Below are 12045 nucleotides of genomic sequence, written 5' to 3' on the forward strand. Positions count from 1 at the left end.
CGAACGAACTACCCATTTCCGGCTCATTTTTATTCCCGATCAGAGACACCTACCGTGATTTAATACCGAAACTTCTGATTTTCCGGCAAAACCGACACATGCCCCATTTTGCCCTGCCGAAACACCTGGTATAATCCTTTGATGTCGCTTTCGGTGTCGCCAATGAAAGGCCCGTAGGACACAATCGGATCGTGCTGAGGCTGCCCGGCATACAAAATCACCCGTCCCCCCGTTTCTCCGGCAGTTAGCTGAAGGTCGCTGAGCGCATCGCCGGAAAATTTGTCCAGCCAGCCTACCTGGTTTTCTTTTAGCAGCTTCCCTTCTTTCCCGATTCCAACACTTCCGCCAACTACGTACAAAAACGTGTTAAAAGAAGCCGGTAGCTGTTGCGTGGTGCTGACGCCGGGTTGCAACTGAATATCGGCAATGATAACCGGAACATGATTCTGAACCGGCGAGGTGATGCCAGCAAACGAACCGCTGTAGAGCCGGATTTCCAGACCGGATTCAGACACGCGGGGAACGGTCTCTACCGTCAAATCCTGAACGCGGGGCGCAGTCCAACGGTCTTTTTTAGGAAGATTGAGCCATAATTGCAAAAGCCGCATCCTCGTTTTCCGGTCGATGGTTTCCGTATGAACAATCCCGCTTCCGGCGGTCATCATCTGGAAATCCCCCGCTTTCATCCGGTGGTCATCATCCCCCAGTTCGCCTTCCAGGATTAGCGTAACCGTTTCAAAACCGGCATGGGGATGCGGACCGCCCACCGGCTCCCCCCCCTTTTTGTCGAGCACGTCATCCATTAACAGGATAAACGGATCACTTTCCGAAAAGCTCGTATGAATGACCGCGCGGGCCGTGTGATCGGGTCCCAGAAATCCCGGCTGGGCGGGTGGCGTATAGACATTGACCAGCTTGCGCCGGATCGTCACATCTTGTTGTGTTTCCATGTATGTATTCTTTTTATTTCGTAAACAAATTTACCTATATTTACTATCCATTTGTAAGCACTATACTTTTTAATAGCACTATCCTTTTGAATAGTAAAACCGGAAATCATGGAAAAACCCATCGAACTAAACCACTCGGAATGCATGGGCATTTTACGACCCATTCGGGACGCCCTGGATGTGCTGAATGGCAAGTGGAAATTGCCCATCATTGTAGCGCTAACCTTTGGAGAAAAACGTTTCAGTGAAATTGCGCGGGAGGTTCACGGCATTACCGACCGCGTATTATCCAAGGAGTTGCAGGATCTGACGATGAACGGACTGGTGAAACGGACGGTGGAAGACACCTTCCCGGTGAAGGTTACCTACGCCCTGACACCCCACAGCAAATCGCTGGATGAAGTCATTGAAGCCCTGCGGAAATGGGGCGTTTTGCACCGGGAAATCATCCTGAAAGGTTCGTCCGGCGAGTAACGCCCGACGATCTCTTTTCAGGAGAAACTTCCGCTTTACTTCAACCGATTTCCTAAAAACAAATACGGTTTCAGCAAGTGGTTTTGGAAAAGTTGCTTCGGATCGGCCGGAAACTGCTGGAAATACAATTCGTCGGCGTCCAGAACGATGGTTTGCCCGGCCCGCATGAAATGACTGCTCGGGAAGTAAGTCGGCTTCTGGTAATCCGGCAAATTCTTCCCGACAGCCTTGCTGATGTAATTTCCCAAAAACCGCTGGTACTGCTTCTGCGCTTTCCGGGACGGTTTATCCATTTTATTGAAAACATAGTTGAACATCACCCGGTTGAGAAACTTCTGATTCCGGATGGCTTTGCGAATCGTCGTAACCGGATTGGTCAGGTTGAAATCATCGGTGGTCTGAACCGTCAACGGAAATTCGGGAACCCAGTCGGCCGAATTGACCACATTAAACGCCCAACCAGCCTGCGTAAGAACCTCGTAATCATACGCATACGAAAGATTGCCCGGCTTAGGCGCAGCAATGCAATAGGTTTTGAACCGGAGGTCGGCGGGGAGCCGGTTGCTCCGCAAATTGGAGAGATAAGACGTCATTAAAAAGGAAATGGCGCCCCCCTGACTGATGCCGGTAACGATGAATTCTTTGGTGCCTTTCTGAATACAGGAATCCATTTTCGGCAGGATGTCTTTGGCCAGATACGCCATGCCAATCAGCCAACCGGCGTGTACAGCCGCCCGGGGATTTTTAGCCAGCTTGTACGAAAACGGCTCGTTGGCGCTCAACTGAATCTGGCCCGTGGCCGGCACCATTGCGGCATAGAAGTTTTCAATCCAGCCCAGCGGGTCGAGGGTGGTGCCCCGGATGCTGATCACCGCAACGCCGTTGCTCCCCTGCCACAACTCCCAGCGGTTGTCGAGCCCGACAACGGGCGAGCGATACACTTTCTTGTAGCCTTGCGGAGGATCAATCGTCACCGAGTCAATGTGGCCAGCGCCCACCCGCAGCATTTCCAGGTATTCAGCTTTTTCAAAACCGGGTTTCAGTTGGTTCGATTGCGCCGAAACACGCCCGAAAAGCAAGCCAACCGATACAATCAGAAGCAGAAGAAATCGTGTTTTCATACGGAGCGTAATTGGTTACGACGGTAACGGATTGATCAACCATTTTGATTTACGAACTCCTGCGATTTGTTTCTTCCTGCTCAATACGTTGCCCTGCCGCCCGAAATATCGTAAATAAAACCGGTTGAAAAACTATTTTCGGGAGAAACGATGAAACAGGCCATAGCCGCCACCTCGTCCGTTTCACCCAAACGGCCCATCGGGATTCTGGCGGTCATGTAGGCCAGTTGTTCGGGAGCGGTATCGGCGTTCATGGCGGTTCTGATCACGGCCGGAGCCAGCCCGTTGACGGTGATTCCGGCGGTTGCGTATTCCTTGGCAATGGCTTTCACCAACCCGATGACGCCCGCTTTACTGACCGAATAGCCCACCATGCCGGGGTTGCCTTCTTTTCCGGCAATGGATGCAATGAGCAGAATCCGGCCATACTGTCGGCTGGCCATGTGCCCGACGGTATATTTGGTAATCAGGAAACTCCCGAACAGATTGACGGCGAGCAGCTTTTCAAAATCAGCCGTCGCGTAGGCAGTAATGTTGGTGCTGGTTGGGCCAACAATTCCCGCCGAATGCACCACGACATCGAGTTGCCCGAAATCCGCCACGGCTTGCTCCACGGCTCGTTTGACCTGTTCTTCCTGCGAAATATCCAAGGTATACGTCCGAACAACTACACCTGACACCGTCAGTTCCTCCGCCGTTCGTTCCAGCAAAACCGCATTCCGGTCGAACAAGGCCAGGGAAGCGCCCTCCGCACCCAGCCGCCGGGCAATGGCTTTTCCTAGGCCGTCTGCGCCACCGGTAACAATGGCCACCTGGCCCTTGTAGCGGTCGGGAAATACTAAATCACTCATATGCAATGGATTAATAAGTAAACCAGAACAAAACTTTTCAGGAATGATAAATGTAAAATGCTGAATGTAAAATGTAAAAGGGACGGTTTGGAAAAACTTTTACATTTTACATTCAGCATTTTACATTTATCATTCTTTTCTATCCCCTCCGCTCGATTTTCCCCACCAGAAAAATATACGAACAGGCACCGATCAGACCCAGGGCGCCGATAAAGACCAGAGCCGGTTTGAAATCGCCGTCTTTGGCCAGATAGCCGATGACGATCGGAACGATGATCGACGCCAGATTGCCCATGAAATTGAAGACACCGCCCGTTAACCCAATCAAGTGTTTCGGTGACAACAAAGAGACGAAAACCCACGAAATCAGGGCCATACCGGCTCCGAAAAACGAAAAGGCCATGAAGAAAATGATGTAGGCCGTGTCGGTGCTGTAGTTGGCACCCACAATGCTGGTCGATAAAATGAGTCCGACGATGATCGGCGTTTTGCGGGCCGCGCTCACCGACCAGCCCTTTTTGACCAGATTATCGGACAGGAAGCCGGACAATAAAACCCCGGCGCAGGCGGCTAGAAAAGGAATGGAAGCCAGGTAACCGGATTTGATAAAATCCAGGCCCCGGTATTTTACCAGATAGGTGGGAAACCAGGTCAGAAAAAACCAGAGCGTCGCATTCACGGCAAATTGGGCGATATAGACGCCCCACAACGTGCGGCCCCGAAACACCAGTTTAATGTTTTCCCAACTCCATACACTGGTGTGCTTCGTTCCCGCTTTTTTTCCCCGGAACAAACCGCCCCCCTCTTCGATATACGCCAGTTCAGCCTCATTGACGCCCTTGTGCTCCAGCGGATCGCGGTAGGAAAGGTACCAGACAACACCCCAGACCAAACCGACCAACCCGGTGATGACGAACAGCCCTTTCCAGCCCGCGTAATACTGAATCGTTACCAGAACCGGCGTCAGAAACGCCAGGCCGATGAATTGGCCCGAAACGTACATGGCCGTTGCAGCCGCCCGCTCATTATCCGGAAACCAACTGGTTACGATCCGGTTGTTGATCGGATACGACGGTGCTTCGAACGCCCCGGTGGCCAGCCGCAACGCAAACAGGCTGGCAAAGCCACGTGCAAAGCCCTGAAATACAGTGGATATCGACCAGGTAATGAGACAGAAGGCGTACAAAATCCGGGGGCCGAAACGGTCGGCAACCAGCCCGCCGGGAATTTGCAACACCGCGTAGGTCCAGCCAAAAGCGGAAAAAATATACCCCATTTCGACCGGAGACAGGGCCAGGTCTTTGCTCAGCGAAGCCGCAGCCACCGAGAGGTTACTGCGGTCTAAGTAGTTGATAACGACATTGATGAATACGAGTGCCAGCATCCCGTATCGTACCCGGGTTTTGGGCGCCTTGCCAATGACTTGTTCCATTTACGGTTTTGGGTTTAGGGGTTTTCCGTTTTCGGTATACGGTTTTCGGTGCGGTTCCCCGCCGGGACTGACGCCTACTTGCTGGTGCGTTTCTGTTTCAAGCGTCGGCAAGCTTGCGTCAGTCCCGGCGGGGAACCGCACCGTAAACCGGATACCAAAAACCGTAAACCGTTAAACTATTTCGCCGTCCAGCCGCCATCGACGGTGAGCAGGGAGCCGACCATGTAGGTGGCGGCATCGCTGGCGAGGAAGATTGCGGCTCCCTGAATTTCGCGCAGATGACCCCAGCGACCCAGTGCAGTGGCACCCACAACAAACTTCTTGCCTTCTTCCGTGTCGGCAATCGGCACATTCATATCGGTCAGAAACGGTCCGGGGCAAATGGCATTGACGGTGATGTGATGCGACGCCAGTTCCAGCGCCAGCGCGCGGGTCATCTGCACCACGGCTCCTTTGCTCGATGTATACGGCGTCCGGTTTGCCAGGCCGACCACGCCCAGCGTACTGGCCAGGTTGATGATGCTGCCCCGCCCGGCTTTTTTCATGTAGGGCGTCACAGCCCGGCAGCATAGCCAGGTGCCGGTAACATTCGCTGTCATGACCTTGCTGAAATCCTCCAGCGTCACCTCATCGATGGGTCCGCGGATGTTGATCCCGGCGCTGTTGATCAGAATATCGATCCGGCCAAAAGCGTCGATGGCGGCCTGGGCCATCGCTTCGGTCTGTTCCTGACTCGTAATATCGGCGCTGAACGAGAGGGCTTTTACCCCAAAATCCTGGCTCAGTTCCTCAGCGGCTCTGGCCCCTTCTTCCGCATTCCGGTTCACCAGCATCACATTCGCCCCCGCCGAAGCAAGCCCGGCCGCCATCGCGAATCCCAGCCCTTTGGAGCCTCCGGTAATGATGGCGGCTTTCCCGCTCAAATCAAATTGCTTAATTCCAGGTAATGTTTCTTTACTCATTATCGGTTGATTGGTTTACAGTTTTCGGTTTACAGTTTTCGGTGCGGTTCCCCGCCGGGACTGACGCATGAAACAAAAACGCGCCAGCAAGCATGCGTTAGTCCCGGCGGGGAACCGCACCGAAAACCGTAAACCGTAAACTCTAGTTAAGCCCCAGCTTGTTGCTACTGTAGGAAAGGCAGGAAACGATGTTTTTCTCCTCAACCGCCAGTCGTTCTTCGGGAGAAAGTTGGGAAACCTTCGGAAGGGCCGGTTTGTAGGTATGCTGTTTGACCATGCGCAGCGTCCGGTCCATATCCGTTCGGGGTATGCCGCCAAACGTTTCCCAATAGGCGTCTTTCCGGCACGGTATTTCCAGCGGATCGCGGGTGATCATTTCCAGGTTAAAGGTAACCGCCGGGTTGTGTTTTTTGCAGATGGCCACCATTTTTTGCAAATCCAGCATGCCGCTGCCGAGCGGTACTTCCGACAACAGAAAACCGTCCGCGTATTCGGCCACGCCCATGTCTTTGACGTGGGTCGTAAACACATACGGAGCCAGCGTTTGCACCACCTCCATCGGTTCTTCCAGCAGGGCAATGCTGTTGCCAAAGTCCAGCGTTACACCAACCCACTCACTGTCAATCTGTTTTAGAATCGCTACCAGTTCGTCGGCCCGCCAGTCCTTGTGGTTTTCAACCGCCAGTTTGACTTTGTGTTTGCGCAGAACGGGCTCCGACAGTTGCAGCGAAACCAGCGCGTTTTTCTTCAACGCCTGCCACTCTTCGTTGGAATGGTAGGTTTCATACCGCCGACCGCTCGAGCAAACCGTCCGCAAAACCGTCGCACCCGCTTCTTTCGCGTTGATCACATCCTGCTCAAAAGCCGCTACCTGTTCCGCTTTTTTGGGTAACCCGATGGACCCTTCCAGATACAGGCCCGTTTTCTCCCGTTCCAAACGCACTTTTTTGGCAAACTCGGCCGACCAGTCTTTGACCACCGTCTGAACCCCGCCCGCGCCAATTTCCCTGCAGTGATCGATCAATTCAATTGCGCTCGTAAAACCGGGGTATTTTTTGCTTTCGACCTTTGAATTCCAGCGACTTCCGTAGGAATGGACGACCACGCCCATCGGCACGTCTTTCAGGAATGCGGGCATTTTAGGCAACGAGATCGCCAGGGCACCCAGGGTCGCCTTTTGTATAAAGTCACGTCTGTCCATTCGGATTACGGGTTTGGAATAGTCTGTATTCAGTATTGCTTTCGGGCGAATTTACTTCCCGCCCGCGGCTTTGGCTTCCAGCATATAGCTGTTCAATTCTTTGGCGGTCCAGGGCATAACGCGTCCCTGCGACGTAATGCGGGTCATCCCGACGGTTCTCCGGCCAATCGGCCCGGCGTTGTTCCCCCATTCATTGCGGATGTACATCAAAATGGACGTGATCGAGGCATCATCCATCGTGGAGTGGGCGGGCATCACCGGCAGAATCTCCGGCGCATTGTACACCTTTTTACCCACTTCCACCGGCCCTTCCATGCCGTGCAACAGAATCAATGCCAGTCGTTTTTCATCGCCCAACACCCAATCCGAGCCCACGAGCGGAGGTCCAAACCGGTTCAGGCCGGCTCCGTCCGTGCCGTGACAACCCGAGCAGGTACTCAGATACAGTTGCCGTCCCGACGCAAACAGTTTCTGCTCCTCATCGCTCAAGGGGTTCTTTTTGGTCACGCTGCTCTTGACAGCGGTGTGTCCGGGCCATTCAAAAAGGAGGTTTAACCCTTCCAGACGGAACGGCTCGATTTTCGTGTTGGAATGGGTCAGCAGTGTGGGGGCGGTTTCAAGCCAAATCGGTTTTTTGGTGGTATTACCCTGAATCGACAAGCTGGTGAGGACGGCTTTTTCCTGCCATCCCAGCGACTCCCGATCCAGTTGGTTCAACAGGTCGGCGAGTTCAGCCGGATTCCGTTTTCGAACAATCGATGTGGTCAGCATTTCCAGAAAAATCTCCTTCGAAGGTTCATGCGCCTGCCACTGGGGCGATTTCATCAGGCTTTGCAAAAACGCAAACTCCTGATTCTGAAGACTGCTGAGGGCGGCATCCCGAATCAGGGCGGTATGGCCATACCGATTTACAATCCCGGCCAGAAGTTGATGAGACGCATTCGGTGAGAGAACGCCCGCCGTAAAGGTCATTTGAAGCACCTGCTCGATGGGAGCTTTTTCCCAGGCTCTCAGCAGTTGCGCTTCCAGTTTGGCCCGAACCGCCGGGTTTGTTTGGACCATCGGTTCCAGCAGCCGCAATGCGGTGGTTTTGACCAGCGTGTTGGGGTCCGCCAGCAGACTCAATAGCAGTTCCGGGTTGCTCAGTTTCAAGCCATCCAGCGTCCATAACGCGTGAAACCGCCCCAGTTGGCTTTTGCCTTTCAGCACCACCTCGGTAAGTGGTTGCCGCACGGTTTTGTCATTGCGCTCCACAAGCAGCCGCTGCGCCATATCCCGGTGCCAGCCATCGGGGCTCGACAGTTCGCGAATGAGGTCCTTGGAGGCTGCCTTCGACAGTTTAACGGGTTTGGTCGGTTTCCAGTTTTCCGGTACAATCCGCCAGATTCGCCCCCGATTGATCGGCATCACCAGCCCCCGCTTGATCGTCTGTTCCCGCAAATAAGGGGTTACATACGCCTTGTGCTGCACCAGACCCCGGTACATATCCGCTACGTACAGCGCGCCGTCGGGACCCGTTGCCTGATGAACCGGCCGAAAACGTTCGTCGGTCGAAGCCAGAAACTCGCGGCCCGGATTGGGGTCCTGCGCCGTTATCAGCAGCCCATTGTCTTCGGCGACGTTGCGTTTGATCAGATTGCCCGCGGGTTCGCAGACAAAAACATTGCCGTAATAAGGGCCTGGCAAAGCCGTTCCCCGGTAGACCAGGGGTGAACAGGCCGCCGTAAATTCCAGCAGTCGACCTTCTTTATTCAACGTTCCGGGAATGTAACCCCGGTTTACCGCCGGTGTCGGCCGGATCGGATACACCCGGCGGTCGATGGTCAGGCCGTGGTCGATGCCGGTGGTTGGCGTGTGGTTTTTATTGCGGGAAAGGTAATTGGGCGGCACCAGATCGGCGTGGAGTTGCGACCAGTTGTAGTTGTAATAGAGTCGGCCTTCATCGTCGTGACTGATGCCCCACTGCCCCCGAAATTCCGTGCTGTCCCGCTCCCATTTTCCGTCGTTCAGCCGGTAGCGAAGGCGCGATTTGGCATTGTAATACCAGTTGTCCATGCTGCGCCAGAGGCCATTTCCGGCGTGTTCGGGCAAACCGTTGGCGGCATAGGTCGGGTCGATCAGCGTTTTTGTATCGGCTTTCAGGTCGCCATTGCGGTCGCTGGTCATCCACAGGGCGCCACTTTCAACCACCAAAGCGCCCCCCGGAACCAGTGCCAGCGCCCGGGGCATGACCAGACTGTCGAGGTAGACTGTACTGACGTCCACCTGCCCGTCGCCGTTCGTATCTTCCAATACCGAAATGCGGCCCACCGGTTTTTCTTCGCCGGTGCCGTCCATGTTGGGCATGAATCCCCGCATTTCGACTACCCAGAGCCGACCGTCTGCATCGAAGGTAATCACAACCGGGTCCTGAACCATCGGTTCCGACGCCACCAGTTGAACCTTTAACCCCGGCTCAACCTGAAAAGTCGCTAACTCTTCGGCGGGTGTTCGAACCGGCGACGGAGACTCCTCCCGGGTCGTTATAAAACCCAACAGGCCCAGCAGCCCGGCACCGATCAGGTAAAGGTAGTTGACGCGCTTAACCATGAGACGCTTTTTGTCATTATTACATAATAAAGAATTTTTAGTAAAATACTACTCATCAGTTTTGGTGCAATCAGTACCTTTTATCCGTTTTTCAGGAAGATTGTTGACAGGATTGCCGTTCCATTGCAACCAAGTGCCATCCCGGCATTGGTATAGAAGTAGATGTCGTGATGGCACAATCTATCCCATAGTGATGTAACATTGCAACGTCGGTAGGTCAAGGCAATTCTGCCCAACCGTGTGCCGTGAGGTACACAACCCTGTTTGCTGATGCGAATCGTCGTGTGCCTTACGGCAATCGGTTGCGGTCAGGTTAAACCCGGAAAACGCGCTTGCGAATCACATCGAAAGCCGCCACTGTGAAAGCTCCCAGCGGAACGGTAGTCATGATTTTAAGATCTTCGGCAAATGTCGTGTCTTCATCCAGAAACCGGAAAATCTGCGCGGGCGGGTTGCGCTGGTACAGGCGGGTGAACACATCGTCGGCCGGATGACGGCGGTGTTGCAGCACATTCAGCAGCACACTGTCCAGAAACCGTTTGAAAACGCGCCGTAGCCACGGCTTACTGCGTTTGGGTTTGCCGTTTGCCGCCAGATTCTGAACAATTTCACGCAAATACCGCTGCGTTCGCTGAAAGGTGTAGCCAGTCGATGGTTTCGTGTAGCCACCCGCCGTCCCGATCCGAATGACGTGCTTGCCCGGGCGTTCGGTAGTCGGCTCGTCGGACATTGGGATGATGCCAAATTCCGTTTCCTGAACCGCGTAACTTCCCGTATCGATAAACCGGTCGATGTAACCAAGAAGTGCATTTTCGTACTGTTCGTCCGACAACAGCCGGTCGTTGAAAATCGTGTATTCGACCAGCGCGGTCCGGTCATCAAAGGGAAGCACGTACAAAAACCGGCAATCGCCGTGCTGATCCACCCGGAAATCCATCATGCAGGGCTTGTCGGCATCGAAACACGGTTTTTCGGCGGTTATCGTCCAGCCTTTGAAATGTTGCCACAGGTTGTGGTTTTCGGGGCGGTTCAGTTTCAGCAAATGGGTGCTGTCGAACACGTAGTCGGCAATGTAGGGTTCGTCGTCGGCAATCACAAAACCGCCCTGGGGCGTGTCCTTAACCCGGTTGACGGTCACCTGCCGAAACTCGATGGACGGAAACTGCGCGAGGTGATTCTTCATAAACGTGTAGAAATCAATGCCGCGCAGCATTTTATACTGGTAGGCCCCCATATCGAGCATCCCGTTGAAGGTGGTCCCGAAAAACTCGACGGTGTCCCATTTTCGAAATAAAATCGACTCAAACGGCCCCTCCTGATCTTCCCAGAAACACCACGTCCGGTCGTTCCGGTGTTTGGTTTCTTTGTCAAGAATCAGGATGGAACGGTCGCGGAGGGACGACAGGCTCAGGTAATACGCCAGGCTTAACCCAGCCATTCCGCCCCCCGCGATGATGAAGTCGTATTTTTTCATTCTGAACAAGAAAGCAAAAAAGGAGCTAAGGAAAAAGGGAGGAGCGGAAAAAGGCTTTAAAAACCTCTTTTCCACTCCTCCCTCTTCTTTTTAATCCAATTATACGGGATCAGACGTTCACATGCCGCTCGGCATGGTAGGACGAACGGACCAAAGGCCCGGATTCGACGTATTTCAACCCGCGTTTCAGGCCTTCCTCCCGGTACATTGCAAACGTGTCGGGGTGAATCCATTCGATCACTTCGTGGTGCATTTTGGTCGGTTGCAGATACTGACCCAGCGTCAGAATGTCCAGTCCGTGTTCGACCAGATCGTCCATCGCCTTCAGCACTTCGTCGACGGTTTCGCCCAGCCCCAGCATAATGCCCGATTTGGTCCGCTGACCAAAGTCTTTCGTCCGGCGGATTTGTTCCAGGCTGCGTTCGTACCGGGCCTGAGGACGCACACGACGATACAGGCGCTCGACGGTTTCCATATTGTGTGAAACCACTTCCTGCCCGGCTTCAATCATGCGGATCAGCGCATCCCAGTTGCCTTTGGTATCCGGAATGAGCGTTTCGATGGTGGTCGTGGGCGACACGTCTTTCACGGCCCGCACGGTCTGGTACCAGATTTCGGCACCCCGGTCTTTCAGTTCGTCGCGGTTCACCGACGTCAGAACAGCGTGTTTAACTTTCATCAGCAGAATGGCCTCGGCCACCCGGCGGGGCTCGTCGGTATCGTATTCGTTCGGGCGACCCGTTGCCACGGCGCAGAACGTACAGCTCCGCGTGCAGACGTTGCCCAAAATCATGAAAGTGGCCGTGCCAGCCCCCCAGCATTCGCCCATGTTTGGGCAATTACCGCTTTCACAAATGGTATGCAGTTTATACGTATCGACTAATTTGCGGACTTTGGCATATTCCGGGCCAATGGGCAATTTCACCCGCAGCCAGTCGGGGCGTTTCTTTCGTTGTGTTTCGGAGGGAATTACGGGAAGTTCAATCATGGC

At 54.0% G+C, this 12045-nt stretch carries 10 protein-coding genes; 1 reads left to right on the top strand and 9 read right to left on the bottom strand.

Going from position 1 to position 12045, the window contains the following annotated elements:
• Window positions 1–59: 59 nt before the first annotated feature.
• Complete coding sequence (locus F0P93_RS10600; RefSeq protein ID WP_150876315.1) at window positions 60–950, bottom strand: pirin family protein; 891 nt, start codon at window positions 948–950, stop codon at window positions 60–62.
• Window positions 951–1058: 108 nt separating this feature from the next.
• Here F0P93_RS10600 and F0P93_RS10605 point away from each other — a divergent pair, with 108 nt between their 5' ends.
• Window positions 1059–1424 carry a winged helix-turn-helix transcriptional regulator gene (locus F0P93_RS10605; protein WP_150876316.1) on the top strand — a complete coding sequence of 122 codons (366 nt, stop codon included), beginning with the start codon at window positions 1059–1061 and terminating at the stop codon, window positions 1422–1424.
• Window positions 1425–1459: 35 nt separating this feature from the next.
• On the opposite strand, the gene F0P93_RS10610 is transcribed toward F0P93_RS10605, so the two are convergent.
• The 8 genes from F0P93_RS10610 to lipA form a co-directional block, all read right to left on the bottom strand.
• Entirely contained in the window at window positions 1460–2545 is a 1086-nt protein-coding gene (locus tag F0P93_RS10610; RefSeq protein ID WP_150876317.1) for a lipase family protein, read from the bottom strand.
• An 80-nt stretch (window positions 2546–2625) separates the two neighbouring features.
• A complete protein-coding gene (locus F0P93_RS10615; protein WP_150876318.1) occupies window positions 2626–3396 on the bottom strand; it encodes an SDR family NAD(P)-dependent oxidoreductase in 771 nt (256 codons plus the stop codon).
• A 139-nt stretch (window positions 3397–3535) separates the two neighbouring features.
• Window positions 3536–4828, bottom strand: a complete 1293-nt coding sequence (locus F0P93_RS10620) for an MFS transporter (protein WP_150876319.1) — start codon at window positions 4826–4828, stop codon at window positions 3536–3538.
• Window positions 4829–5004: 176 nt separating this feature from the next.
• Window positions 5005–5790: an SDR family NAD(P)-dependent oxidoreductase gene (locus F0P93_RS10625; protein WP_150876320.1), complete on the bottom strand. Its 786-nt coding sequence runs from the start codon at window positions 5788–5790 to the stop codon at window positions 5005–5007.
• A gap of 142 nt (window positions 5791–5932) precedes the next feature.
• Window positions 5933–6991 (bottom strand): sugar phosphate isomerase/epimerase family protein, encoded by a 1059-nt coding sequence (locus F0P93_RS10630; RefSeq protein WP_150876321.1) that lies wholly within the window; start codon window positions 6989–6991, stop codon window positions 5933–5935.
• A gap of 51 nt (window positions 6992–7042) precedes the next feature.
• Window positions 7043–9580: a DUF7133 domain-containing protein gene (locus F0P93_RS10635; RefSeq protein ID WP_150876322.1), complete on the bottom strand. Its 2538-nt coding sequence runs from the start codon at window positions 9578–9580 to the stop codon at window positions 7043–7045.
• Window positions 9581–9893: 313 nt separating this feature from the next.
• Window positions 9894–11054 carry a lycopene cyclase family protein gene (locus tag F0P93_RS10640; protein ID WP_150876323.1) on the bottom strand — a complete coding sequence of 387 codons (1161 nt, stop codon included), beginning with the start codon at window positions 11052–11054 and terminating at the stop codon, window positions 9894–9896.
• A gap of 109 nt (window positions 11055–11163) precedes the next feature.
• Complete coding sequence (lipA, locus tag F0P93_RS10645; protein WP_150876324.1) at window positions 11164–12042, bottom strand: lipoyl synthase; 879 nt, start codon at window positions 12040–12042, stop codon at window positions 11164–11166.
• Between the last annotated feature and the right edge of the window lie 3 nt (window positions 12043–12045).

The sequence above is a fragment of the Larkinella humicola genome, from assembly GCF_008727875.1.
Classification (GTDB): Bacteria; Bacteroidota; Bacteroidia; order Cytophagales; family Spirosomataceae; genus Larkinella; species Larkinella humicola.

Excerpts from the sequence above, each read along its gene's own strand:
- F0P93_RS10610 (WP_150876317.1), bottom strand. The coding sequence starts at position 2,545 with ATGAAAACACGATTTCTTCTGCTTCTGATTGTATCGGTTGGCTTGCTT.
- F0P93_RS10605 (WP_150876316.1), top strand. The coding sequence starts at position 1,059 with ATGGAAAAACCCATCGAACTAAACCACTCGGAATGCATGGGCATTTTA.
- F0P93_RS10630 (WP_150876321.1), bottom strand. The coding sequence starts at position 6,991 with ATGGACAGACGTGACTTTATACAAAAGGCGACCCTGGGTGCCCTGGCG.
- F0P93_RS10615 (WP_150876318.1), bottom strand. The coding sequence starts at position 3,396 with ATGAGTGATTTAGTATTTCCCGACCGCTACAAGGGCCAGGTGGCCATT.
- F0P93_RS10600 (WP_150876315.1), bottom strand. The coding sequence starts at position 950 with ATGGAAACACAACAAGATGTGACGATCCGGCGCAAGCTGGTCAATGTC.
- F0P93_RS10625 (WP_150876320.1), bottom strand. The coding sequence starts at position 5,790 with ATGAGTAAAGAAACATTACCTGGAATTAAGCAATTTGATTTGAGCGGG.
- F0P93_RS10620 (WP_150876319.1), bottom strand. The coding sequence starts at position 4,828 with ATGGAACAAGTCATTGGCAAGGCGCCCAAAACCCGGGTACGATACGGG.
- F0P93_RS10635 (WP_150876322.1), bottom strand. The coding sequence starts at position 9,580 with ATGGTTAAGCGCGTCAACTACCTTTACCTGATCGGTGCCGGGCTGCTG.
- lipA (WP_150876324.1), bottom strand. The coding sequence starts at position 12,042 with ATGATTGAACTTCCCGTAATTCCCTCCGAAACACAACGAAAGAAACGC.
- F0P93_RS10640 (WP_150876323.1), bottom strand. The coding sequence starts at position 11,054 with ATGAAAAAATACGACTTCATCATCGCGGGGGGCGGAATGGCTGGGTTA.